This is a genomic window from Mesorhizobium sp. YR577 (genome assembly GCF_900116595.1).
Classification (GTDB): domain Bacteria; phylum Pseudomonadota; class Alphaproteobacteria; order Rhizobiales; family Rhizobiaceae; genus Mesorhizobium_M.
The window spans coordinates 49702-73142 of sequence record NZ_FPBI01000018.1 but is presented as its reverse complement, the minus strand read 5'-3'; the positions used below and the strand labels follow the sequence as shown (position 1 = coordinate 73142).

Genomic DNA, 23441 nt, shown 5'->3' with positions numbered 1-23441 from the left:
GCAGGCCGACATTCGCCGGCAAGCGTATTCACCAAAGCTCGTGCGTGACGTTCAGCTTCAGGATCACCGGGTGCTGCCGCAGCGCGTCGCAGAGCCGCTCGATATTCGGCCAGATAATGTGAGTGTCAGTCCATTGCGGATGCCAGTGAGCCAGCATCAGCAGATAGATATCGGCCGTGGAGAAATCGTCGCCGGCCAGCCAGTCGCGCCCTTCGAGCCACTCATCCATGATCGAGAGGCCGCGCTCGAATTCAGCGACCGCCGCTTCCTTGACGACGTCGGCGCCATCGGCATCAGCCGTGTAGCGCGGCGCATAGTAGTAGCGCAGGATCGCCGGATACATGACCGAGGACAGGAAAGCCATCCAGCGCAGGAAGTCGGCCCTTGCGGGTGAGCCTGCCGCCGGCGCAAGAGCGGCGTCGGCATGGCGCTCTGCCAGCAGAATGCACATTGCCGCCGATTCCGTCATCGTCTGCCCCTCCGGCAAGGCCAGGACCGGGACCTGGCCGAGCGGACTGATTTCCAGAAAACGGGGATCAGGTCGCGCAGACTTGATGACGTTGACCCGCTCGAAGGGTGCAGCCGCCAGTTCGAGCGCTGCCTCGACCACGAAGCCGCCGCTGCCGGGGCGCGTATAGAGTGTGTACATGGTGCCTCCGCCAACCGGCACAGCGCCGGTCGGCAGGGATATGACAGACAAACCGGCAAATTCTCAACCGGTCCGCGCGTCCGCCACGCAATTTTTTCGCCGGAAGTAAGAATAATCGAGACGGTTCGGAATTCAGGTCAGGCCGAGCCGAAAATGGTGATTTTCGAGAACCGGAGCGGAGTGGACATTCTGTCCATGGGCACCGGAAGCGCAGACAATCATCATTTGCAGGCCGGCCTCACCTGAATTTTCAGCCGCCGAGGCCTTCGAAGAGAATGGTCGACAGATACCGCTCGGCGAAGGACGGGATGATGACGACAAGATTCTTGCCGGCATTTTCCGGACGCGAGCCGACGACGATTGCCGCCTGAAGGGCTGCTCCCGACGAGATGCCGACCGGCACGCCTTCGAGGCGGGCAACGAGGCGGGCATTGGCGATGGAATCGTCGTTGGAGACCTGCACGATCTCGTCATAGATCGTGGTGTCGAGGATCTTTGGCGCAAATCCGGCACCGATGCCCTGGATCTTGTGCGGGCCGGGCTGGCCGCCCGACAGAACGGGCGAGGCTTCCGGCTCGACGGCAATGACCTGCACGCCCGGCTTGCGCTTCTTCAGCACCTGGCCGACGCCGGTGATGGTGCCGCCGGTGCCGATGCCGGAAACGAGGATATCGACCTCGCCATGGGTGTCGTTCCAGATTTCTTCGGCGGTGGTCTGGCGGTGGATTTCGGGATTGGCCGGGTTTTCGAACTGCTGCGGAATGATCGCGTCAGGCAGCGTGGCGGCCAGTTCATCAGCCTTGGCGATGGCGCCCTTCATGCCTTTCGGCCCCTCGGTCAGCACCAGTTCGGCACCCAGCAGCGCCAGCATCTTGCGGCGCTCGAGCGACATGGTTTCGGGCATGGTCAGGATCAGCTTGTAGCCCTTGGCGGCGGCGGCGAAGGCCAGCGCAATGCCGGTATTGCCGGAGGTCGGCTCGATCAGCGTGGTCTTGCCGGGCGTGATCTTGCCGGCAGCTTCCAGCGCCTCGATCATGGCAACGCCGATGCGGTCCTTGACGCTGGCGATCGGGTTGAAGAATTCGAGCTTGGCGATGAGGTTGGCGACGATGCCGGTTTCCTTGGCGAATTTGTCAAGGCGCACCAGCGGCGTGTCGCCGATCGTCTCGGTGATCGAGTTGTAGACACGGCCGCGGCCGGGGGCGCGCGCGCTGGTGACGGGCTTGTTCATCGATATGGCTCCCACATTGGAATTTCGGACGCAACAATAGGCGCGCCGCCCGAAAAAACCGAGTGGGCGGCGTGCTTAAAAAGCCGAAACACCAGAAAAACGTTTTCTAGATTCGCGAAATTGGAGAATTATTTGGCGCGAAATCGCCCCTCAGCGGGAGGCGATGGCTGCGGCGGCTCCCGCCATGAAAACAGCTGCCGTGCGGTTCAGTGCCCGCAGCGCACGCGGCGTCTTCAAGAGCCAGCGCGCTTTCGCGGCCAGTGCCAGATACGGAACCAGAACGACAAGCAGCACCAGCACGGTCACCACCGCCAGAATGCCGTAGTCGGCCACTGTGATGGTGCGCAGATCGACCAATGTCGGCGTCAGCGCCAGATAGAAGATCATCGTCTTGGGGTTGCCGAGCGTCACCGTCAGCCCCGCCAGGAAGCTGGTGAACAATCCGCCCTTGCCCTTCCGCGCCTCGATGTTTTCCGGCGTGATGCCGCTCGTCCAGAAGGTCCAGGCGAGATATGCGAGGTAGGCGACGCCGAGCCACTTGATGACGAGGAACACCGTGCCGAAGGTCTGCGCCACCAGAGCCAGGCCCAGCACGACCGCCGTCAGATAGGTGAGATCGCCGCAGATCAGCCCCAGCGACATGGCAAGCGACGAGCGGAACCCCGAGCCAAGCGCACGCGCCACCAGCGCGGTGACGCCGGGTCCAGGGATCGCGGCGGCGATTGCCAGCGCGCCGGCATAGGTAACGAAGCCTGCAAGGGTCATGGATCGAACTCGACAATTTTCGGAAAGCGATAATCGCACGGACATTAAGCGCTGCAAATAGGCCAGAAATCGGCAGCGGCCTATGAATTTATTCGGCCAGGGAGGAAGATATCCAGACGCGCAACGTTGTCTGTCGTAACCGCCGCGTGCCGAGACACCGATGCTTCGCAATAGAGACAACGCCTACGGGCTGATCGCGATCCTGTTTCACTGGACGATCGCGGCGCTGTTTGTCGGCCAGATACTGCTCGGCCTCACGACGCAGTGGGTGGCGAGCATGGCGCTGCAGTTCACGCTGATCCAATGGCACAAATCTTTCGGCTTCCTCATCCTGGCGCTGGCGGCACTGCGGCTGTTATGGGCGCTCGCCAACAGGCGACCAGCGCGGCCAAGTTATTTCAGCCGCGCCGAATGGCTGGCCGCGAAGCTCGTCCAGTCATCGCTCTACGTCCTGATGCTCGCCGTGCCGCTGACCGGTTGGGCACTGGTTTCGACCTCGACGCTGCAGATTCCAAGCTTCGCATTCAATCTCGTCGTGGTCCCCCATCTGCCGCTCGCGCCATCCGAAGCATCCGAGAATTTCTGGCGGGACGTTCATTGGTGGGTTGCCTATGGCACGGCCGCTATCGCCGCAGGCCACATGCTGGCAGCGCTGCGCCATCATTTCTGGCTCGGCGACGGCATTCTTAAACGCATGCTGCAACCGGGCGCAGAAAGCCCAAACCGCGGGACCGTCAAAGGTCAGAAAGCCGCCGGGAGATGACAATGTCGACGCATGTCTGGAAATCGTCACGCAACACAGTCCTGAGCGCCGGCCTGGCCGCACTGTTGGCCGGCCTGCCCGCCCATGCCGACCCGCTGGCCGAGGCTGCGGGTAAATACAGCATCGCTCCCTCCTCTCGCATCGCCTTCAGCGTTGCGCAGGTCGGCGGCGGCGGCATCGCCGGCGATTTCGGGGAATTTCGCGGCATATTCCGCATCGACGGCAAGGATATCGGGCGGTCGAATGTCAGCTTCACGCTGCTGCCGGCAAGCGTGCGCACCGGTGAGGCGCGCGTGGAAAACTTCCTGCGCTCGGACGCGGTGTTCGATGTCGCAAACTTTCCCGAGATTTCGTTCCGTTCCACCGGCATCACGCAAACGGGCGCCAGCAGCGCCCGCATCGACGGCGTGCTGACGGCGCGTGGCAAGACACGCCCGGCGCAGTTCGATGCCAGCGTCAGCGACCGCACCAAGCGCAAGATAACCTTCCGCGTGCAGGGAAAAATCCTGCGCTCGCCCTACGGCATGGATGTCGGCACGCCGATCTACTCCAATGTCGTCAAGTTCGACATGGTGCTGCAGGGAACACGTTGACCGGCACGAAAGGTCAGTCTTTCTGTTTGACCATGATCTTTTCCGAAAACCGGTGCCCACTTTTCGGGATCATGGTCAGCTGCCCTCTTCGTAAAAGCCGGCGTCCAGCTTGCGTTCGAGGTCGACGAGATCGGCCGGCAGCGGCATGCCCATGGCACGCAATTCGTTCAGCTTTTCGCGAAGACGCTCATGCACTTCATGAGCGTCTTCGGGCTGTTCGATCATCTGCTCGAGCAGGAGACTTATCTGCGCCTTGAGTTGTTCCAGTGCCATCGGTGCCTCCTGTGATCGAAACCACAGCCTACACCCGATGGCGCGCAGGTACTACGCTCGCTTTGCTGCTGCCTTGAGGGAGCCGCGCCGTTTTTCCGCAGCTTTCGAGCTTGCCGTCACGCTCGGCTCCACCACCTTGCGATAGAGATGCCATGTCGCGTGGCCGAAAATCGGCATGACGACAGCCAATCCGGCGAACAACGGTATCGAGCCGATGACCAGTCCGACGGCCACGAGAAGCCCCCAGAACAGCATGGGCAGCGGATTGACGATGAGCGCGCGGGCCGAGGCTTCCATCGCCGCAATGACGCCGACATCGCGGTCGAGCAGCAGCGGGAAGGCAATGACCGTTGTGGCGAGCGCGACAATGGCGAACACCAGTCCGACCAGATTGCCCCACAGGATCAGCGACCAGCCACGATCTGTCGTCAGCACGTCCCTGATGAAGGTACCGATCGACGTCGGCGGCTCGGAACCGAAGGTCATGGCGTAGATCGCCTGCGCCACGAGCAGCCAGGCGATGAACAGCGCAAACAGCCAGATGCCGACGGCGACGATCGACGGCAGCGCCGACGAATGGCGAACGTCGAAGGCATGAACCCATGACGTATCCATGCCGAGTTCGCGGCGGCGGCTTATCTCATAAAGTCCTATCGCGGCGATCGGCCCAAGCAGGGCAAAGCCGGACATCAGCGGAAACAGCAACGGCAAGGCATTGTTGCCGGAAGTCCAGGTCGCCAGCACGACGCCGACGAGCGGATAGATTATGCACAGGAAAACATAGTGAGACGGTTTTTCCCAGAAATCCTCAGCACCCTGCCTCAGAGAGGCCGTGACGTCGGAAAAGCTGATCTTGCGCACGGCGACATGATTATAGGTCTCGCCGGCGCCTGCCATGACATGAAATTGTGCCATTCTCATACCTCCGCTGCTTGAAAGTCGCGGTGGTTTAGGGAGCCGTCGAAGCATGCCGCTCGACGGGCCGCGACCTGCAGTGACCGGACTATACACAGCCTGAGCCATTTTGTCGCATCACGAAGGTGAAAGCGCTGAAAACCTTTTCAGAATTCGCTCTGGCGCGTGCGCTTATCGCAGCATGCGCGAGATCAGCTGCGCCGTGTAATCGACCATCGGCACGATGCGGGCGTAGTTCAGCCGTGTCGGGCCGATGACACCGAGCGCGCCGACGACGCGGGCATCCTTGTCGCGATAGGGCGCGACGACCAGCGACGAGCCTGAGAGCGAAAACAGCTTGTTTTCCGAGCCGATGAAAATACGTACGCCGGAGCCTGCTTCGGCAAGATCGAGAAGCTGGACCATGCCTTCCTTGGTCTCGAGATCCTCGAAGAGATGCCGCAGCAATTCGATATCGGCCTGCGCCGTCACGTTTTCCAGCAGATTGGCGCGGCCGCGCACAATGAGCCGTGACGGCAGGCCGCTCTCGACGCCGCCGCCACCCCACACGGCGAGGCCCTTTTCGACAAGGTCCTGCGACAGCGTGTCGAGCGCTGCCTTGGTCTCTTCCTTCAGCCGCGCAATCTCGGCCTTCGCCTCGGCCAGTGTGCGCCCGCCGATATGAGCGTTGAGATAGTTCGACGCCTCGTGCAGCTGCGAGGTGGTGACGCCGGGCGGCAGTTCCACGACGCGGTTCTCGACGTCGCCGTTCTGCGAGACCATCACTGCCAGCGCGCGCTGCGGCTCGAGCTGGATGAACTCGATATGCTTCAGCGGCACTTCGTTCTTGGTCGCCAGGACCAGTCCTGCCCCGCGCGACATGCCCGACAGCATCTGGCTGGCTTCCGTCAGCATCTGCTCCAGCGTGGCGCCGCTGCCTGCGGCCTTCACCTGCGCGTCGATGACCCGGCGCTCCTCGTCCGAGAGGTCGCCCAATTCCATGAAGGCATCGACGAAAAAGCGCAGGCCCTTCTGCGTCGGCAGGCGGCCGGCCGAGATATGCGGCGCATAGACGAGGCCGAGATGCTCCAGGTCGCTCATCACATTGCGCACGGTAGCCGGCGACAGCGACGAGGGCAGCATGCGCGACAGGCTGCGCGAGCCTACGGGCTCGCCGTCCAAAAGGTAAGAATCGACGATGCGGCGGAAAATATCGCGCGAGCGCATGTCGAGCGATTGCAATGTCGGATCCAGCACAGGTTTCGTCATGGTTTCACCAAACCTCCGGAATCAAGATATAGATGGCTGGCGCCGGAACACAACATGGCCGGTTTTCCTTTGCGCCGGAAACGGCATGGAGCTACAAGCCGCGACGACTCCACCAATTTTCACAGAAAGAACCGTATGCGCCCTTCCAAACGCCAATTCGACGAAATGCGCGCCATCTCCTTCGAGCGCAACGTCTCCAAACATGCGGAAGGCTCGTGCCTGGTCAAATTCGGCGACACCCATGTTCTGTGCACCGCAAGCCTTGAGGAAAAGGTGCCGGGCTGGATGCGCAACACCGGCAAGGGCTGGGTGACGGCCGAATACGGCATGCTGCCGCGTTCCACCGGCGACCGCATGCGCCGCGAAGCCTCTTCCGGCAAGCAGGGCGGCCGCACGCTGGAAATCCAGCGCCTGATCGGCCGCTCGCTGCGCGCCGTGGTCGACATGCAGGCGCTGGGCGAAATGCAGATCACGGTCGACTGCGACGTCATCCAGGCCGACGGCGGCACGCGCACGGCTGCCATTACCGGCGGCTGGGTGGCCCTGCATGACTGCCTGCGCTGGATGGAAGCGCGCCAGATGGTCAGCGTTTCCAAGGTGCTGAAGGATCACGTCGCCGCCATTTCCTGTGGCATCCATGACGGCCAGCCGGTGCTCGACCTCGACTATCTCGAGGATTCATCGGCCGGCACCGACTCCAATTTCGTGATGACCGGCAAGGGCGGCATCGTCGAGATCCAGGGCACGGCCGAGGGCGCCCCCTTCACCGAAGAAGAATTCGCCGCGCTGATGGCGCTGGCCAAAAAGGGTATTTCCCGGCTGGTCAGCCTGCAGCAGATGGCGGTCGCCTGAGGTTCAGCCATGCAGCCCTCCGCCATCCTCGAATCCGCGCTCTACGTCACTGACCTCGACGAGGCTGAGCGGTTCTATGGCGGTGTGCTGGGGCTGGACATGATCTTGAAAGCCGAAGGCCGGCACGTGTTCTTCCGCTGCGGGCCAGGCGTGCTTTTGCTGTTCAACGCAGAAGCAACCAGAAACCAGCTTGCGGCCGGCGCGAAACTGCCGATTCCACCGCATGGCACGACAGGCGAAGGACATCTGTGCTTCGCCGCAACCGCTGACGAGATCGTGCAGTGGAAAGCCACCTTCGAGGCCCAAGGCATCGCCGTCGAGGCCGATTTCGAATGGCCAAACGAAGGACGCTCGATCTACATCCGCGACCCTTCCGGCAATTCGATAGAATTTTCCGAACCACGCATCTGGGGACTTTGAATGCGCATTCTGACCGAACGGGAAATCGTCGTCGCCAGCCACAATGAAGGCAAGCTGCGGGAATTCGCCGACCTGATGGCGCCGTTCGGCTTCCAGGCCAAGTCGGCCAAGGAATACGGCCTGCCTGAGCCGGACGAGACCGGAACGACCTTCGAGGAAAACGCATTTATCAAGGCATTCGCGTCGGCCAAGGCGACCAGCCTGCCGGCGCTGTCGGACGATTCCGGGCTCGTCGTCGACGCGCTCGGCGGCCAGCCAGGCGTCTACACCGCCAACTGGGCCGAAAAGCCCGACGGAACGCGTGATTTCTGCATGGCCATGCAGCGCACGGAAGTGGCCCTGCACGAGGTCGGCGCGACCGACCCTGAAGATCGCAAGGGCCGCTTCGTCGCCGTTATCTGCGTTGCCTGGCCGGACGGGCATGCCGAATATTTCCGCGGCGAGGCCGAGGGAACGCTGGTGTGGCCGCCGCGCGGCGAGAAGGGTTTCGGCTACGATCCGGTCTTCATGCCGGACGGGCACGATCTGACATTCGGCGAGATGACGGCCGAGCAGAAGCATGGCTGGAAGCCGGGCCAGGACGAGGCGCTTTCGCACCGCGCCCGCGCCTTCCAGAAATTCGCCCGGGCCATGCTCGGCTCGGCGTGAAGGACAAGGCATTGACGGGCAGCGAACCGGGATTCGGCGTCTACATCCACTGGCCTTTCTGCGCGGCCAAATGCCCTTACTGCGACTTCAACAGCCATGTCCGCCACCAGCCGGTCGACCAGGAACGCTTTGCCAGTGCCTTCGAGACCGAGCTTGCAACGATGCGCGAGCGCACCGGCCCGCGCGAGGTCACCAGCGTCTTCCTTGGCGGCGGCACGCCCTCGCTGATGAAGCCTGAAACGGTGGCCAGGATGCTGGACGCCGTGGCGAAAAACTGGACCGTGCCGGACGGCATCGAGATCACGCTGGAGGCCAACCCGTCATCCGTGGAGGCCGAGCGCTTTCGCGGCTATCGCGCAGCCGGCGTCAACCGCGTCTCGCTCGGCGTGCAGGCGCTGAACGATGCCGACCTGCGCTTTTTGGGCCGCCTGCACAACGTCTCCGAGGCGCTGCACGCGATCGGGCTGGCGCGCGAAATCTTTCCGCGGCTTTCCTTCGACCTGATCTATGCCCGCCCCGGCCAGACGCCGGAAGCGTGGAGCGCTGAACTCGAACAGGCAATCGGCCACGCCGCCGACCATCTGTCGCTCTACCAGCTGACCATCGAGGAAGGCACGCGCTTCCACACGCTTTACGCCGCGCATAAATTCGAGCTGCCGGATGCAGAGGCATCGGCGGACCTCTACGCGATTACGCAGGAAGTGACCGCTGCGCGTGGCCTGCCTGCCTATGAGATTTCCAACCACGCCAAGCCGGGCGCGGAAAGCCGCCATAACCTGACCTATTGGCGCTATGGCGAATATGTCGGCGTCGGCCCCGGCGCGCATGGCCGCTTCATCGAGGATGACCGGCGCGTGGTGACCTTCACCGAGAAGATGCCGGAAAGCTGGCTCGATCTTGTCGAGACCGATGGGCATGGCGTCATCGGCGGCGAGACCCTGACGCGTTCCGAGGAAGCCGACGAGTTCCTGCTGATGGGACTGCGGCTTGCCGAGGGCATCGACCTCGACCGCTTTGAGCGGCTTTCCGGCCGCGCGCTTTCTTCGCCGCGCATGTCGATCCTGCAAGGCGAAGGGCTGATCGCGCCCGTCGGCAATTCGCGCCTGCGCGCAACTGCGTCGGGCATGATCGTGCTGGACGCGGTCGTGGCCGATCTGGCGCGGTAGGACGCCGCACCGCGCCTTCCGTTGATGAAAAGAGTTGGACGATCGTTTTTGTGCGTCAAAGCCCCCTCTCCGTCTCGGCGAAGCCGAGACGGAGAGGGGGATAAAGTTCACGCACGATTGCGCAATCGTCCCGTAACGAACAATCTCCTAGTGCTTTAACAGGAAACCATTCAATGAATTCCGCCCTCACCTCCTGGCAGTTCTGGGCACTGCTTTCAGCCGCCTTCGCCGCGCTGACCGCGATCTTCGCCAAGGTCGGCATCGAAAACATCAATTCGGATTTCGCGACGCTGATCCGCACCGTGGTCATATTGCTGGTGCTGGCGGGGATAGTCTTCGCCACCGGGCAGTTCCAGAATCCGGGCGAAATCTCGGGAAAGACCTATGGCTTCCTCGTCCTGTCGGGACTGGCGACGGGCGCGTCGTGGCTCTGCTATTTCCGCGCGCTGAAGCTGGGCAATGCCGCGCAGGTGGCACCGATCGACAAGCTAAGCGTGGTTCTTGTCGCGGTGTTTGGCGTGGTGTTTCTCGGCGAGCGGCTGAGCGGCGCGAACTGGCTTGGCGTCGCGCTGATTGCCGCGGGTGCTGTTCTGGTCGCCTACCGGGTCTGACGGACGCTCGTCGGCGTGCCGTTTTTCCAGACGCGGCAGGAATGCATCGAAGTGATTGGGCATTGTATCTTCAGGCCTTTTTCGAGTTAGGCTCTGGCGTGGCCGGCTTTTTATCGCCGGTCTCGTCGCTGTCCTTGCGCTCGGTTTTCGGAGCCGGCGCCATTGCACCGTCAGCGAGAAAACTCCTGCGGTCGGCATAGTAGGGCTGGAACACGTCCTGTAGCTGAAGGCCTTGCATCGGATCCTCCCGGGTGAACATGCCAAACCCGACGCGCATGGTTTCGTTCCCGATTGCGGCAAAATTTACGTAAGGGCCGAAAGGTTTTTTGCAAGGCGACCGACGGCGTGCCAAAGAGGGAGGTCAAGGAGAAGATGGCGTGCGGGCAGACGGCAAGAAGAGTTTCATGATCGGGCAGACGGAGGTCGCCGCCCGTCCGATGGAAGCCGCGCTCTATCTCGTCGCCACGCCCATCGGCAATCTCGGCGACATCACGCTGCGCGCGCTGGAAACGCTGGCCGGCGCCGATATCCTCGCCTGCGAGGACACCCGCGTTACCCGCATTCTGCTGGAACGCTACGGCATTCGCCAGCGCCCGACGCCTTATCACGAGCACAATGCCGCCGAGGCCGGCCCGCGCCTGATCGAGGCGCTGGAAAGCGGGCAGAGCGTGGCGCTGGTATCGGATGCCGGCACGCCGCTCGTTTCCGATCCCGGCTACAGGCTGGTCGGGCAGGCGCTGGAAAAAGGCATCCGGGTCGTGCCGATACCAGGCGCTTCGGCGGTTCTGGCCGCACTGACTGCATCGGGCCTGCCCTCCGACGCTTTCCTGTTTGCCGGGTTCCTGCCGGTCAAGGACGGCCAGCGGCGCACGCGGCTTTCCGAGCTGACCGCCGTGCCGGCAACGCTGATCTTCTTCGAATCGCCGCGCCGGCTGGCCGACACGCTTGTCGCCATGGCCGACGTCTATGGCGACCGCCATGCCGCCATTGGCCGCGAACTGACCAAGAGATTCGAGGAAATGCGCACCGGCACGCTGTCGGCGCTCGCCGCGCATTATGCCGAAGCGCCGACGCCCAAGGGCGAGATCGTCATCTGCGTCGGCCCGCCGGAAGAACAGGCCGTGACCGGGCCTGAAGACATCGACCGCCTGCTGCTGTCGCTGGCCAAGGAAATGCCGGCGTCGAAGGCTGCCGCCGAAGCTGCGCGCATGACCGGCGGGCAGAAGCCCGCGCTCTACCGCCGCCTGCTCGAACTCAGGGAAGGTACGGGTGACTGACGCCAGCGCGCGGATCAAGGCCTACAAGCGCGGCCACCGCGGCGAATGGCTGGCGGCCCTTGCCCTGATGTTCAAGGGCTATCGCATCGTCGCCCGGCGCTATCGAACGAAACTCGGCGAGATCGACCTGATCGCGCGGCGCGGCAACCTCGTGCTGATCGTCGAGGTCAAGGCGCGGCCGACGCTGGTTTCAGCCATGGAAGCCCTCGCCTACAGCTCCGAGCGCCGCATCGAGGGCGCGGCCGACCTGTGGCTGTCGCGCCAGCCCGACTATGGAAAGCTGTCGGTGCGTTTCGACATGGTGGCGGTGCTGCCGCGCCGCTGGCCGGTGCATATCGAAAACGTTTTTCACGGGCGCAACTAAACGCGCAAGATCAGGCACTTGCCGTTGCGGCAACCGTGGAACAAACTCCCTCCGTCAACCAGAATGAAGAGGGGTATCATGTGCCATCACTGCGTAATGGAATCCGTCAAGGCGGGCATGCTCAGCCGCCGCAACTTCTTCAAGGGAACTATCGCGGCAGCTGGTGCTGCAGCACTTGCCACGGCCTTGCCGTCACGGCCGCTTTTTGCCGCCGAAGCTCCCAAGAAGGCCGAGGATCTCACTCATGAAATCTGGGAGCAGTTTCCGACCTATTTCGGCGGGCAGCAGCTTTTCATCGACCAGAAATTCACCCATGCCAAGGACACCTTCAACCTGAACGAATGGCGCATCAGCGAGCACACCGGCACCCATATCGACGCGCCGCTGCATTTCACCGCCGACGGCAAGTCGGTGGCCGAGCTGCCGGTCGAGGACCTGATCGCGCCGCTGGTGGTGATCGACATCCGTGCCAAGGCGGCAGAAAATCCCGACGCGCAGCTCACGCCGGACGACATCAAGGCCTGGACGAGCGCCAATGGCGACCTGCCGGAAGGCGCGGTGGTGGCGCTGCTCTCGGGCTGGGGCGATCATGTCGCGACCGAAAAATTCCGCAATGTCGGCGATGACGGCAAGACCATGCATTTTCCGGGCTTCCACGTCGAAACCGCGCAGCTGCTGATCGAGCAGCCGTCGATCAAGGCGATCGCCGTCGACACGCTGTCGCTCGACTACGGTCCCTCGCCCGATTTCATCGTGCACAACACCTGGCTGCCCAGCGGCCGCTACGGCATCGAGGGCGTCGCCAATCTCGACAAGGTGCCAGTGAAGGGCGCGACCATCGTGGTCGGCGCGCCGAAGATCAAGGGTGCGACGGGCGGGCCTGCGCGGATTTTTGCGCTGGTCTAGGCGGTGATTTCGAAGCCGGCAGGTGCGGCCTCCGCACTTGCCGCCTCGGTCACCACCTTCGACACCACCGCCCCGCGCGGTCCGTTCCATAACAGCTTCAGCATGGCCGCAGTCGCTTCGCCGGGGCCAGAAATCAACGCCGTGACGGAGCCGTCCCGTTCGTTGCGCACCCAGCCGCGCAACCCGAGCCTTTCGGCCTCGTCCTGTGTCCACATACGAAAGCCGACGCCCTGGACCCGCCCCGTTATCCGCACCAGCAAAGCCGAAGGAGCGTCGCTCACCATCCCTCCCTCAGCGCCGTGTCACCCGCATCGGCAGGCCGCCCTGCGGCTGCGTCGTCAGCTTCTGCACCGGCCATGGCTTGGTCTCGGCGACGGTGTCGAAGCGGAAGCGCGATAGCATGACGGCCAGCGCGATGATCGCCTCCTGCATGGCGAAGCTGGCGCCGATGCAGACGCGCGGGCCGGCGCCGAAGGGCAGATATTGAAAGCGGTCGATCTTTTCGCGGTTTCCGGGATGGAACCGCTCCGGCATGAAGGCGTCGGGCTGGTCCCACAGTTTGCGGTGCCGATGCACGACCCACGGCATGACCAAAACGGCAGCGTGTTTGGGAATGTAGAGGTCCTTGTAGGTTTCCGGCTCGATCGGCTCGCGGTTGATCGACGGCGCCGGCGGATAGAGCCGCAGCGCCTCGTCGAAGGCGGCGCGGGTCAGCGGCATGGCGTCGAGCCATTTCGTCGGGTCCGGCTCGCGCGCCAGCACGGCGTCAATCTCGGCCTCGACCTTGTCGCGCTCCCAGGGCGCTTCGGCGAGGCAATAGATGGTCCAGCCGAGCGCGCGGGCCGTTGTTTCGTGGCCGGCGCCGATGAAGGTGATGATGTTGTCCTCGATCTCGGCGCGCGTCAGGCCGTTCGGCCCTTCAGCGCGCAGCAGCAGCGTCAGGAAATCCTCGGGTACATTATCTGGGTCACGCGCCAGCCGTTCCGTGCGCATCGACACCGTATCGGTGACGATCTTGCGGAAATAGGCCATGGTCTTGCGGCCGCGAATACGGGTAAGGCGCGGCATCCAGTCGGGTGCGCGCAGGAGATCGAGCGGATCGACACGGCCCATCGTCTCGAACAGGCGATCGATTTCGCGGGCAAAACTGCCCGGCTCGCCGGCGATCTCGCCTGAAAACAGCGTTTCGGCCAGAATGTCGTAGGTCAGCAGGGTCATGTCGTGGGCGACATCGACCGTGCCAGGCTCTTCCTCGTAGCGCGTGACGAATTCCTGCGTGCGCTTCAGCATCGGCCCGGCGAAGCCGAAGATGTGGCGCGGCGTGAACACCGGCGCCATCGCCTTGCGCGAGCGCTTCCAGACGTCGCCTTCCGCCGTCAGCAGCCCATCGCGCAGGATCGGCCGCAGGATTTTCTGGCGCACCGTCGCCATCTTGTAGTTCTTGGCGTTGTCGACCAGCACGTGGCGGATCAGGCCCGGGTCATTGGCGATGACCAGCGGCCCGCCGACGCCGTTCACCGAAATCCACGGCTCGTTATAGGAAGGCTCACCCCACAATTCGAGCGGGTTGCGGTAGACGATGCGGATCATCTCCAGCGTCGAAGGCGGCGAGGTGCGCGGCTTCGGCGCGGGCGGGACGAAAGGCGCTGGGGCGATATCCATCAATTGCTCCATTCGGGTCCCTCCTATGTAGGCGCACCGATGGCCAGCGTCCATGCGAGGGCATTGTCGCACCGCGTTTGGTGAACGCTGTGTCACCAAAACCTTCCCCAGTTACCGAAAAGTTCCCTCTTGTGCACTGCACACAAGAGCGCTTATGTACACTCGGTTACCATTGGATACCTAATCCTCCCACAGGATCACGACTATGACACAGAAACTCAACATCATCATCGGCAGCACCCGCCCCGGCCGCGTCGGCCCGGTGTTCGCTAAGTGGTTCGCCGATTTTGCCCGCAAGCACGGCAAGTTCGAGCCGGTTATCGTCGACCTGGCCGAATTCAACCTGCCGATCTTCGACGAGCCCAAGCATCCGCGTCTTGGCCAGTATGAGAACGCCCACACCAAGAAATGGTCCGAGGCGATCGACGCTGGCGACGCCTTCGTCTTCGTGACGCCGGAATACAATTATTTCGCGCCGGCCTCGCTCATCAACGCCATCACCTACCTTTCGGCCGAATGGCGCTACAAGCCGGCCGGCTTCCTGTCCTATGCCGGCGTCTCCGGCGGTCTGCGCGCAGTGGAGTCGCTCAAGCCGCTGCTGACGACGCAGAAGATGGTGCCGATTCCCGAAGGCGTGCCGGTGCCGAACTACCCGCAGTTCCTCAAGGACGGCGTGTTCGAGCCGAACGATCTCATCACCACCGGTGCCACGACCATGCTCGACGAACTTGACCGCTGGGCCGGCGCTCTGAAGGCTCTGCGTCCGGTGAAGGCAGTAGCCGACAAGGCCGCTTAACGCGCACGGGCAGCAACCTGTGCGAACATGTTTGCCCGGCTCTCGACCGGCACCCCGTCCTCCTCGCTTTTCCCCGGCAAAATCCTTGGAAAACTTGGAAAAAAGCCATGAAGCGCCTATATCTAGGACATGATCGGGCGCGCGATTCGGAATGGAATTGCGCGCCTGTCCCGCGATAGAGAGACGAAAGCACTTCATGAGCGATACGACCGAAAACCAGGCCGGTGCGCAGGCTGAGTATGGCGCCGATTCCATCAAGGTTCTCAAAGGTCTTGATGCGGTGCGCAAGCGGCCGGGCATGTATATCGGCGACACCGACGATGGCTCGGGCCTGCACCACATGGTCTACGAAGTCGTCGACAACGCCATCGACGAGGCGCTGGCTGGCCACGCCGATCTGGTGACGGTAACGCTCAATCCCGACGGTTCCTGCACGGTCATCGACAATGGCCGCGGCATTCCGACCGATATTCACACCGGCGAAGGCATTTCGGCGGCTGAAGTCATCATGACGCAGCTTCATGCCGGCGGTAAGTTCGACCAGAATTCCTATAAGGTTTCGGGCGGCCTGCACGGCGTCGGCGTCTCCGTCGTCAACGCGCTTTCGGTGTGGCTGAAGCTGAAGATCCGCCGCGACGGCAACATCCACGAGATGAGCTTTACCCACGGCAACTCCGATGCGCCGCTGAAGGTGACCGGCACCTATGTGCCGAACAAGCTTCCCGCCACATATGAAGGGCGCAGCGGCAGCGAAATCTCCTTCATGCCGTCGACCGACACCTTCACCATGGTGGAGTTCGACTACAACACGCTGGAACACCGGCTGCGCGAACTGGCATTCCTGAATTCCGGCGTACGCATCGTGCTGACCGACAAGCGCCACGCCGACGTCAAGACGCAGGAACTGCTCTACGATGGCGGTCTGATCGAGTTCGTCAAATATCTCGATCGGGCGAAAAAGCCGCTGATTTCCTCGCCGATCGCCATCAAGGCCGAGCGCGACGGCATCACCGTCGAAGTGGCGATGTGGTGGAACGACAGCTATCACGAGAACGTGCTGGCCTTCACCAACAACATCCCGCAGCGCGACGGCGGCACCCATCTGGCCGGTTTCCGTGGCGCGCTGACACGTCAGGTCACGGGCTATGCCGAATCCTCGGGCATTTCCAAAAAGGAAAAGGTTTCCATCACCGGCGACGACAGCCGCGAAGGGCTGACCGCCGTTCTTTCGGTCAAGGTTCCCGACCCGAAATTCTCCTCGCAGACCAAGGACAAGCTGGTTTCGTCGGAAGTGCGTCCGGTGGTCGAAAGCCTCGTCAACGAGGCGCTCGGAACGTGGTTCGAGGAACACCCTTCGGAAGCCAAGATACTGATCGCCAAGGTGGTGGAAGCAGCCGCCGCCCGCGAAGCCGCGCGCAAGGCGCGTGAGCTGACGCGGCGCAAGGGCGTTCTCGACATCACCTCGCTCCCCGGCAAGCTTGCCGACTGCCAGGAGCGCGACCCGGCCAAGTCCGAAATCTTCATCGTCGAGGGTGACTCGGCAGGTGGCTCGGCCAAGGGCGGCCGCTCGCGCCAAAACCAGGCCATTCTTCCGCTACGCGGCAAGATCCTGAATGTCGAGCGCGCGCGCTTCGACCGCATGCTGGGCTCCGACATGATCGGCACGCTGATCACCGCGCTCGGCACCTCGATCGGCAAAGACGAGTTCAACGCCGACAAGTTGCGCTACCACAAGATCATCATCATGACCGACGCCGACGTCGACGGCGCCCATATCCGCACGCTGCTGCTCACCTTCTTCTTCCGGCAGATGCCGGAGCTGATCGAGCGCGGCCACCTCTATATCGCGCAGCCGCCGCTCTACAAGGTTTCGCGCGGCAAGAGCTCGCAATACATCAAGGACGAAAGCGCCTTCGAGGCATTCCTGATCGGATCGGGCCTCGAAGAAGCGTCTCTCACCCAGTCGACAGGCGAAGTCCGCACCGGGCAGGACCTGCGCGGCGCGGTGGATGATGCAATGGCTGTGCGTACCCTGCTTAACGGGCTGCACACGCGCTACTCGCGGACGGTCGTCGAGCAGGCCGCTATCGCCGGCGGGCTCAACCCTGACATTTTCTCCAACCTCGGGCGCGCCAACGCCATGGCCGAAACCATCGCCCAGCGCCTCGACGCCATCGCCGAGGATACCGAGCGCGGCTGGGAGGGCCGCACCGCGACCTCGAATGAAGGCCCGGGCGGTTTCATTTTCGAGCGCACGGTGCGCGGCGTGAAGGAATATGCCCATCTCGACATGGGGCTGATCAACTCGGCCGATGCGCGCGCGCTCGACCGCTATGCCGCCCGCCTGCACGAAGTCTACGCCCAGTCGCCTGTGCTGCGGCGCAAAGAGGTGTCCGAGACGATCTCGGGACCGATGGCACTGCTCGACGCGATCTTCGCCACCGGCCGCAAGGGCCTGACGATGCAGCGCTACAAGGGCCTTGGCGAGATGAATGCCGAGCAGCTCTGGGAAACCACGCTGGACCCGAATGTGCGCTCGTTGCTGCAGGTCAAGATCCACGACGCCACCGACGCCGACTCGCTGTTCTCTCGCCTGATGGGCGACGAGGTCGAGCCGCGGCGCGAATTCATTCAGGAACACGCGCTGAGCGTCGCCAATCTGGACGTCTGACGGCTAGGCACCAGACTGTGCGCCGGGGCCGGCGCACAGTCCATTTCGATCGTCTTCGATCAGGCTGCAGCGAACAGGAAATCACTCTGCTGCAGGTTCGCCACCGCGACATTTCGCAATGTCAGGGTGTTGTCGTCATCATAGGTGATCACGGTGTTCGACCCGACCTGAGTTGCCGCGGCCAGGACCGAGGCGAAGTCCTCGAACAGATCGGTTGCAAAGCCGATCACGTCGTCCACCGAGCCGGCGACGAAGTCCGTGATGGTGTCCAGGCCGAAATCATCCGCGAACAGGAAGGTGTCATTACCGTCGCCACCGGCCAGCGTGTCGTTGCCGCCAGCGCCCGTCAGCGTGTCATTGCCGCCGAGCCCGCGAAGCGTGTTGGTGCCGCCATTGCCGGTGATTGCGTTGGCAAGCGAGTTGCCGGTGCCATTGATGTTGGCCGCACCGGTCAAGGTCAGGTTCTCGATGAACTGGCCACCGAGGCTGAAGCTGGCGGAACTGTTCACCAGATCAATCCCGGTCCCTGTCCTTGCCTCCACGACGATATCGCTGCTGGTATCGACGGCATAGGTATCGCCGCCGTCGCCGCCGACCATCCTGTCCGTGCCGGCACCGCCGTCGAGATAGTCCTGACCGAGGCCACCGTTCAACGTGTCGTTGCCAGCCCGGCCGTAGAGGGTATCGTTACCTTCGCCGCCATCGAGCGTATCGTTGCCGGCTATGCCGATATGGGGCATGACAGGTGCCGGCGGCGCGACCGAGACATTCAGCTCATAGGCGATGCCGGAGCCGACGACCGGCTGGAAGCCGTCGCTGCCCGGAACCCAGCTTCCGACCTGGATGTAGTAGGTGCCGTCTTCCTCCACGGTGAAGGTGAGCCCGGAATCCCGACCTGACGACGAACCCGGGTCACCGCCATTGTCGTCGTTGTCGGCAAGCACGGTGCCGTCGCCGCCGATCAGCTGGATCCAGCTGTCGAGCTGGTCCGGATCGGCAATGCCGTCGATGTCGGCAGTGATGGTCGAGCCGGCTTTCAGCACCACCTTGTAGAAGCCCGACGAACCGTTGCCGGTTGCGTTGACCGTCCAATGCGGCACGGTCGCGGCGTCGCGTATCTCGGCGTCGGCAGCGAGCGAGAAGCCGTTGGTGAAATCAACGGCAGTGGCAGTCGAGTTGTTCGTCGCGCTTGCTGGCAAAGTGACATAGCCGTCACCCATGCCGATGCCAGAGACCGGGAACGGCACGAAATCGCCGTCGAGCACGTCGTTGCCCGCACCGCCGGCCAGCGTGTCGTCGCCACCCTGCCCGACCAGGCTGTTGTCGCCGGCGTCACCGGTCAGGGTGTCGGCAAAGGCCGACCCGGCAATTCCCTCGATGGACACCAGCGTGTCTTCGCCGGCTTGACCGAGCGCGAGGACGACACCTTGCGTGCTGTCGTAGAACGCAACCATGTCGCTGCCAGCGCCGCCGTCGAGATAGTCCTGGCCGGCACCGCCACCCAGCACATCGTCGCCGGCACCGCCGCTCAGCCTGTTCACGCCAGCATCGCCGAAGAGATTGTCGTTGAGGGCTGAACCGACAAGGTTCTCGATCGAGATCAGGGTGTCGCCCTTGACCCCGTTCACCGTATTGCCTTCGGCATCACCGCCGGCAGCCAGATGCTGGGCGAGATCAACGGTCACGCCCCTTGTGCTGCCGGTGTAGACTGCGGTGTCGTTGCCGTCGCCGCCGTGGATATAATCATATCCCGCACCGCCGATCAGCGTGTCATCACCGGCGTCGCCATAGAGAACATCGGCATCGCGTGCTCCATCGAGGATGTCATTGCCGTCGCCGCCATTGAAGACGTCGCCGCCACCGAGACCCTGGAAGTGGTTGTCCGCAGCGTTGCCGATGAAGCGGTCGATGCGGTCATCCGAGCCGATCAGGTTTTCGATGCTGTAGAAAGTGTCGCCGGAGGCAGTGCCGCCGCTGGCGATGTTCAGCTCGAGATTGACCAATAGCTGGAACGGGCTTTCCTTGCTGTAGTCGACCGTGTCCGAGCCGTCGCCGCCCCGGAAGACGTCGACGCCTGCCATGCCGCGCAGGATGTCGTCGCCTGTTCCGCCATCGAGAAGATCATCGCCGGCACCGCCTTCGATGGTGTCGTTGCCGGCCTCGCCGTAGAGCCGGTCATTGCCGTCGTTACTTTCGGTCTGGTCTTCCAGCGACGGGATGGGAAGCGTGTTGTTGATGTCGCGGCTGGCAAGGGTGTCGCGCCCGCCGGCTATCATGTCATCACCGTCGCCGCCGCGCACCACGTCTGCGCCGTCGCCGCCGTCCATCCGGTCGTTGCCGACGCCACCCGTCAACGTATCGTCGTCGGCACCGCCGATGACCAGGTCGTCGCCCGCGCCGCCGGCAAGCTTGTCGTTTCCGGCGCCGCCATCCAGCTTGTCATTGCCGCCGGCGCCATTCAGCGTATCGGCACCGTCGCCGCCGACCATCTCGTCATCACCGGCGCCGCCATTGACCGTGTCGTCTCCGGTTCCGCCGTCCAGTATGTCGGCTCCAGCGCCGCCATTGATGTTGTCGTTGCCGGCAAAACCCGCGATCTTGTCGTCGCCGGCGCCGCCAATCAGCTCGTTGTCGCCATCATTGCCAAGAATGATGTCGTCAAACCTGCTGCCGACGCCCTTCTCGACGTAGTATTGCGTCGCATCGGCGTTGTGGCCGTCAAAAATCGCAACGTTGTTGCGGTGACCGTTCACGCTGGACCAACGGCCTTCGCGCAGATCGAGGATCGTATCCGCAGTAGATCCAGAGAAGTCGATCGTATCGTAGCCACCCGTATCGTGGATGACGAAGCCGACGTCATGGCGTGGCCCGGCGGCGGTCAGCTCGTAGCCGAGCTTCGTGCTGCCGAAACCGTAGACATTGTCGCCGGTGTTGAGCTGGATATCCTCGTAGGTTCTCACGCCGTCGACAACCGTCGAGAAATAACGACGGATAACCGCCTCGATGTCGCCGACCATCGGCGTCGTCGATGTCCACCGCGTGCGCTCGCCGACGTCGATGCCGTCGAAATAGGACATCACGCTGTAGCGCTGCTGGTCATAGACCCAGGTCGCACCGGCAAGAAAGGTGATCTGCTCGCCGCCGGGACCGCCGTAATTATAGACGCCGGGATGGTTCAGCCCCCATTCGTGGCCGAATTCGTGGACGAAGGTGTTGAAGAGATAGCCGCCCGGTTCGGTCTTGTGCGGCTCGGTATCGTGAAATCTCTGGCCGACACTGACATAGCGGCCGGCGGAATAGGCACTGCCGTCATCTTCCTCGCCGATCTCCGGACTGACAACGGTCAGATACTCGCCGCTGGTGACAAGCTCGAACTGGAGCGGCGTTACCGCGGACCATTGCTGGAGCGCGCCGGCCGCCGCTTCCTTGTACTCGGGATGGTTGTTGAGCTCCTCAAGATTTACGGTGATTGGCTGGTGAGCCATCGCGACCGTCAAAGGGCGGTTCAGAGCTCCGAGATAATTTAGAAAAGCCTCATAATCAGTACTCTTGTCGAACGGATTTTCGGGTGTCTGATCAATGTTCTGCCATTCCGGGGGGTTCGGCATTTTTCAACTTCCCTGGGTTCGAGTTTGCCCCAAGCCGGATAGCCCCTAAGAGCTATCTTTAACCGTTAGCGCTCTCTGTGCAAGGCAGTTGTGACTGTTATGGGATCGACCTCTAGTTGCTCTCATTCAAATCAGATCTGACCGCGGTTTTTGTCGGCGTCAGCATCGATGACGGAAAATGGGAGCGGCAAAGCCTTCCGTGGAGAAGGTTACCAAGCGCTACAGCGCTTTCTGAATGGATATCAGAGACCTGTCGACGAAGCATTCGCTCCCTGGCCGGATGGTGCTTTCGGTGCAGTCGGCTCGCCATCGCTCGAAGCCCGCGCAAGGCTTATGCCCTCGGCGGAAGCACGCGTACGGACCGCTCCGACCGTGCGGTTGAGACGCCGTGCGATCAGGGCAACGCTTTCGTTCTTGCGCGCAAGCCGTTTCAGAAGGTTGATATCGTCCTTCGACCAGTGCTTGTACCTGCCGGCATATTCACTTTCGTATCGGACCATTGCCACGCTCGTCAGCGAGTGGAATCGGCGAAATTTTGAAGCCAGCGGACCGCATCGCACATCACCCGGACGGGTAGAAACGACGGGTTTGAGGTACCAAATTCGCGGTAGATTCACCTTTGAGATGAACCGGCAGCGGTAGAAAACAAGCCCTTGCCTACGCCATCTGGATTAGACCACTTAGCCTTTGGATGATGCCTGTCGGGATCCGGGCTGACGGGACCTCGATCCTACGACCGTATCCCGCACCAACCGGCAGCAAACAGCGCAATGGTCTTGGTGACACGCCTGAGCGACGAAAGGCTGACACGCTCGTCGACAGCATGGATGTTTTCCGCGACCGGTCCATAGACCAGCGACGGGATGTTGCCATGCACGGCAAAGACCGCAGCGTCGAGATAACAGGCCATGACATAGGCTTCCAGCGGCCCGCTTCCATCGCGCGCGGCCTGATGCGCCAGCGCCAGCATGGCCTCGGCATCGGAGCCGGGTTCCAGCGCGTAGCCGGCATGCATGACGCCGACCCATTCCACGCGCGGCGGCGGGCAGTTGCGAAAGCCCGGATCGCCAGCAACGGCTTCCGCAACGAACGCTTCGAATTCGCGTGCCCGCTGTTGCGGGTCATCGCCCGGATAAAAGCCGATGCGTCCTTCGACGCGGCATGAGGACGGCACCGAGGCGATCCATTCACCGCCAGTGATGGTGCCGATGGTGAGGGCCGCGGGATTGTCGACATCATCGAAGAACGGCTTTGACGGTCGCTCCTCGTTCCATTTCGCTTCGAGCTTGCGCAGATGGCCGATCAGCCGCACTGCCGCGTCGATGGCGCTGATGCCATGGCCGATCTCGCGCGGATGCGCCGGCACGCCCTCGACTGTGATGGCGAATTTGTTGACGCCGGAATTGGCCCGCACCAGCTTTTCGTCGGTCGGTTCGGGAATGAGGATCGCATCGGCGACATAGCCCTTGACCAAAGCCATGGCCGCGCCATTGCCGGTGATCTCTTCCTCGACAACCGACTGAAGCTGAACGTCCGCCGTCAGTTCGAACCCTGCCGCCTTGATCGCATCGAGCGCGAAGAGTGCCGCCGAGAGGCCGGCCTTCATGTCGCCGGAGCCGCGGCCATAAAGCCAGTCGCCGCGCCTTACCGCATCATAGGGTGGAAATTCCCAGCGTGCCGGATTACCGGTCGGCACGACATCGACATGGGCGTTGAGCGCCAGCGAGCGGCCTTTCGGAGCAACGGCTTTCCGGATGCCGACGACATTCGCCATCTTGTCGTAGGGCACCGTCACGGGCGAAAAGGCCGGGTGCTTGCCGACCATGTCCGGGTCGATCAGGAAGCGGTCGACATCGTAGCCACGCTCGCGCAAGGCGGCCTCGACGACATCCTGCACGCCGGTTTCCTCGCCGCGCTGCGAGGCGCAACGGACAAGGCTCGCCAGGAAATCGACTTGCTTATCGAAAGCCGCGTCGACCGCATCCAGAATGCGCCGGCGCGCGGTGTCATCGATGGGTTGCAA

General features: G+C 62.8%; 24 protein-coding genes. 12 read left to right on the top strand and 12 right to left on the bottom strand.

Annotation, left to right across the window (positions count from 1 at the left end; all coding sequences use genetic code 11):
* Positions 1–28: 28 nt before the first annotated feature.
* From BM413_RS23550 to BM413_RS23540, 3 genes are all read right to left on the bottom strand, one after another.
* A complete protein-coding gene (locus BM413_RS23550; protein ID WP_091917345.1) occupies positions 29–649 on the bottom strand; it encodes a glutathione S-transferase family protein in 621 nt (206 codons plus the stop codon).
* 250 nt (positions 650–899) lie between these two features.
* The gene (cysK, locus tag BM413_RS23545; RefSeq protein ID WP_091917289.1) at positions 900–1880 is read right to left on the bottom strand and encodes a cysteine synthase A; all 981 of its coding nucleotides are present in this window, start codon (positions 1878–1880) and stop codon (positions 900–902) included.
* A gap of 150 nt (positions 1881–2030) precedes the next feature.
* Positions 2031–2645, bottom strand: coding sequence for a LysE family translocator (locus BM413_RS23540; protein WP_091917288.1), 615 nt, complete (start codon positions 2643–2645; stop codon positions 2031–2033).
* 160 nt (positions 2646–2805) lie between these two features.
* Here BM413_RS23540 and BM413_RS23535 point away from each other — a divergent pair, with 160 nt between their 5' ends.
* The gene (locus BM413_RS23535; RefSeq protein WP_091917287.1) at positions 2806–3408 is read left to right on the top strand and encodes a cytochrome b; all 603 of its coding nucleotides are present in this window, start codon (positions 2806–2808) and stop codon (positions 3406–3408) included.
* Positions 3409–3410: 2 nt separating this feature from the next.
* Positions 3411–4001: a YceI family protein gene (locus BM413_RS23530; protein WP_091917286.1), complete on the top strand. Its 591-nt coding sequence runs from the start codon at positions 3411–3413 to the stop codon at positions 3999–4001.
* A 75-nt stretch (positions 4002–4076) separates the two neighbouring features.
* On the opposite strand, the gene BM413_RS23525 is transcribed toward BM413_RS23530, so the two are convergent.
* From BM413_RS23525 to hrcA, 3 genes are all read right to left on the bottom strand, one after another.
* A complete protein-coding gene (locus BM413_RS23525) occupies positions 4077–4274 on the bottom strand; it encodes a hypothetical protein (protein WP_091917285.1) in 198 nt (65 codons plus the stop codon).
* A gap of 51 nt (positions 4275–4325) precedes the next feature.
* Positions 4326–5189: a DUF2189 domain-containing protein gene (locus BM413_RS23520; protein ID WP_091917284.1), complete on the bottom strand. Its 864-nt coding sequence runs from the start codon at positions 5187–5189 to the stop codon at positions 4326–4328.
* Between the two features lie 171 nt (positions 5190–5360).
* On the bottom strand, positions 5361–6437 hold the full coding sequence (hrcA, locus tag BM413_RS23515) for a heat-inducible transcriptional repressor HrcA (protein WP_091917283.1): 1077 nt from the start codon (positions 6435–6437) through the stop codon (positions 5361–5363).
* A gap of 135 nt (positions 6438–6572) precedes the next feature.
* On the opposite strand from hrcA, the gene rph reads away from it, so the two are divergent.
* The 5 genes from rph to BM413_RS23490 all read left to right on the top strand — a co-directional run bounded on the left by rph (position 6573) and on the right by BM413_RS23490 (position 10134).
* Entirely contained in the window at positions 6573–7289 is a 717-nt protein-coding gene (rph, locus tag BM413_RS23510; protein WP_091917344.1) for a ribonuclease PH, read from the top strand.
* 9 nt (positions 7290–7298) lie between these two features.
* On the top strand, positions 7299–7709 hold the full coding sequence (locus BM413_RS23505) for a VOC family protein (protein ID WP_091917282.1): 411 nt from the start codon (positions 7299–7301) through the stop codon (positions 7707–7709).
* Complete coding sequence (gene rdgB / locus BM413_RS23500) at positions 7710–8357, top strand: RdgB/HAM1 family non-canonical purine NTP pyrophosphatase (protein WP_091917281.1); 648 nt, start codon at positions 7710–7712, stop codon at positions 8355–8357.
* 11 nt (positions 8358–8368) lie between these two features.
* Positions 8369–9523 (top strand): radical SAM family heme chaperone HemW, encoded by a 1155-nt coding sequence (gene hemW / locus BM413_RS23495; RefSeq protein ID WP_091917343.1) that lies wholly within the window; start codon positions 8369–8371, stop codon positions 9521–9523.
* A gap of 173 nt (positions 9524–9696) precedes the next feature.
* Positions 9697–10134: an EamA family transporter gene (locus tag BM413_RS23490; RefSeq protein WP_091917280.1), complete on the top strand. Its 438-nt coding sequence runs from the start codon at positions 9697–9699 to the stop codon at positions 10132–10134.
* A gap of 70 nt (positions 10135–10204) precedes the next feature.
* Here BM413_RS23490 and BM413_RS23485 read toward each other — a convergent pair whose 3' ends face one another.
* On the bottom strand, positions 10205–10411 hold the full coding sequence (locus BM413_RS23485) for a hypothetical protein (protein ID WP_091917279.1): 207 nt from the start codon (positions 10409–10411) through the stop codon (positions 10205–10207).
* Positions 10412–10538: 127 nt separating this feature from the next.
* Here BM413_RS23485 and rsmI point away from each other — a divergent pair, with 127 nt between their 5' ends.
* From rsmI to BM413_RS23470, 3 genes are all read left to right on the top strand, one after another.
* On the top strand, positions 10539–11411 hold the full coding sequence (gene rsmI / locus BM413_RS23480; RefSeq protein ID WP_091917342.1) for a 16S rRNA (cytidine(1402)-2'-O)-methyltransferase: 873 nt from the start codon (positions 10539–10541) through the stop codon (positions 11409–11411).
* A complete protein-coding gene (locus BM413_RS23475) occupies positions 11404–11775 on the top strand; it encodes a YraN family protein (protein ID WP_091917278.1) in 372 nt (123 codons plus the stop codon). Before rsmI ends, BM413_RS23475 begins: the two co-directional genes overlap by 8 nt.
* A gap of 78 nt (positions 11776–11853) precedes the next feature.
* Complete coding sequence (locus BM413_RS23470; protein ID WP_091917277.1) at positions 11854–12681, top strand: cyclase family protein; 828 nt, start codon at positions 11854–11856, stop codon at positions 12679–12681.
* Here the strand turns inward: BM413_RS23470 and BM413_RS23465 are convergent.
* Together BM413_RS23465 and BM413_RS23460 are read right to left on the bottom strand one after the other, a co-directional pair.
* Positions 12678–12962, bottom strand: a complete 285-nt coding sequence (locus BM413_RS23465) for an acylphosphatase (protein ID WP_348272929.1) — start codon at positions 12960–12962, stop codon at positions 12678–12680. The two genes, BM413_RS23470 and BM413_RS23465, sit on opposite strands and share 4 nt — an antisense overlap.
* A 10-nt stretch (positions 12963–12972) precedes the next feature.
* Positions 12973–14343 (bottom strand): cytochrome P450, encoded by a 1371-nt coding sequence (locus BM413_RS23460; protein WP_091917341.1) that lies wholly within the window; start codon positions 14341–14343, stop codon positions 12973–12975.
* A 205-nt stretch (positions 14344–14548) separates the two neighbouring features.
* Between BM413_RS23460 and BM413_RS23455 the strand changes: the two genes are divergently transcribed.
* A complete protein-coding gene (locus BM413_RS23455) occupies positions 14549–15139 on the top strand; it encodes an NADPH-dependent FMN reductase (RefSeq protein WP_091917275.1) in 591 nt (196 codons plus the stop codon).
* Positions 15140–15335: 196 nt separating this feature from the next.
* Positions 15336–17810 carry a DNA topoisomerase (ATP-hydrolyzing) subunit B gene (gene gyrB / locus BM413_RS23450; RefSeq protein WP_091917274.1) on the top strand — a complete coding sequence of 825 codons (2475 nt, stop codon included), beginning with the start codon at positions 15336–15338 and terminating at the stop codon, positions 17808–17810.
* A 59-nt stretch (positions 17811–17869) separates the two neighbouring features.
* Here the strand turns inward: gyrB and BM413_RS23445 are convergent, their stop codons facing one another.
* The 3 genes from BM413_RS23445 to BM413_RS23435 all read right to left on the bottom strand — a co-directional run bounded on the left by BM413_RS23445 (position 17870) and on the right by BM413_RS23435 (position 23441).
* Entirely contained in the window at positions 17870–21418 is a 3549-nt protein-coding gene (locus tag BM413_RS23445; RefSeq protein WP_091917273.1) for a M10 family metallopeptidase C-terminal domain-containing protein, read from the bottom strand.
* 242 nt (positions 21419–21660) lie between these two features.
* Positions 21661–21918 (bottom strand): hypothetical protein, encoded by a 258-nt coding sequence (locus BM413_RS23440; protein WP_091917272.1) that lies wholly within the window; start codon positions 21916–21918, stop codon positions 21661–21663.
* Between the two features lie 230 nt (positions 21919–22148).
* Positions 22149–23441, bottom strand: coding sequence for an ArgE/DapE family deacylase (locus BM413_RS23435; RefSeq protein ID WP_244537994.1), 1293 nt, complete (start codon positions 23439–23441; stop codon positions 22149–22151).

Bases quoted from the DNA above. Each gene is read 5' to 3' on its own strand.
- BM413_RS23550 (WP_091917345.1), bottom strand. From the start codon at position 649: ATGTACACACTCTATACGCGCCCCGGCAGCGGCGGCTTCGTGGTCGAG.
- cysK (WP_091917289.1), bottom strand. From the start codon at position 1,880: ATGAACAAGCCCGTCACCAGCGCGCGCGCCCCCGGCCGCGGCCGTGTC.
- BM413_RS23540 (WP_091917288.1), bottom strand. From the start codon at position 2,645: ATGACCCTTGCAGGCTTCGTTACCTATGCCGGCGCGCTGGCAATCGCC.
- BM413_RS23535 (WP_091917287.1), top strand. From the start codon at position 2,806: ATGCTTCGCAATAGAGACAACGCCTACGGGCTGATCGCGATCCTGTTT.
- BM413_RS23530 (WP_091917286.1), top strand. From the start codon at position 3,411: ATGTCGACGCATGTCTGGAAATCGTCACGCAACACAGTCCTGAGCGCC.
- BM413_RS23525 (WP_091917285.1), bottom strand. From the start codon at position 4,274: ATGGCACTGGAACAACTCAAGGCGCAGATAAGTCTCCTGCTCGAGCAG.
- BM413_RS23520 (WP_091917284.1), bottom strand. From the start codon at position 5,189: ATGGCACAATTTCATGTCATGGCAGGCGCCGGCGAGACCTATAATCAT.
- hrcA (WP_091917283.1), bottom strand. From the start codon at position 6,437: ATGACGAAACCTGTGCTGGATCCGACATTGCAATCGCTCGACATGCGC.
- rph (WP_091917344.1), top strand. From the start codon at position 6,573: ATGCGCCCTTCCAAACGCCAATTCGACGAAATGCGCGCCATCTCCTTC.
- BM413_RS23505 (WP_091917282.1), top strand. From the start codon at position 7,299: ATGCAGCCCTCCGCCATCCTCGAATCCGCGCTCTACGTCACTGACCTC.
- rdgB (WP_091917281.1), top strand. From the start codon at position 7,710: ATGCGCATTCTGACCGAACGGGAAATCGTCGTCGCCAGCCACAATGAA.
- BM413_RS23490 (WP_091917280.1), top strand. From the start codon at position 9,697: ATGAATTCCGCCCTCACCTCCTGGCAGTTCTGGGCACTGCTTTCAGCC.
- BM413_RS23485 (WP_091917279.1), bottom strand. From the start codon at position 10,411: ATGCGCGTCGGGTTTGGCATGTTCACCCGGGAGGATCCGATGCAAGGC.
- rsmI (WP_091917342.1), top strand. From the start codon at position 10,539: ATGATCGGGCAGACGGAGGTCGCCGCCCGTCCGATGGAAGCCGCGCTC.
- BM413_RS23470 (WP_091917277.1), top strand. From the start codon at position 11,854: ATGTGCCATCACTGCGTAATGGAATCCGTCAAGGCGGGCATGCTCAGC.
- BM413_RS23460 (WP_091917341.1), bottom strand. From the start codon at position 14,343: ATGGATATCGCCCCAGCGCCTTTCGTCCCGCCCGCGCCGAAGCCGCGC.
- BM413_RS23455 (WP_091917275.1), top strand. From the start codon at position 14,549: ATGACACAGAAACTCAACATCATCATCGGCAGCACCCGCCCCGGCCGC.
- gyrB (WP_091917274.1), top strand. From the start codon at position 15,336: ATGAGCGATACGACCGAAAACCAGGCCGGTGCGCAGGCTGAGTATGGC.
- BM413_RS23445 (WP_091917273.1), bottom strand. From the start codon at position 21,418: ATGCCGAACCCCCCGGAATGGCAGAACATTGATCAGACACCCGAAAAT.
- BM413_RS23440 (WP_091917272.1), bottom strand. From the start codon at position 21,918: ATGGTCCGATACGAAAGTGAATATGCCGGCAGGTACAAGCACTGGTCG.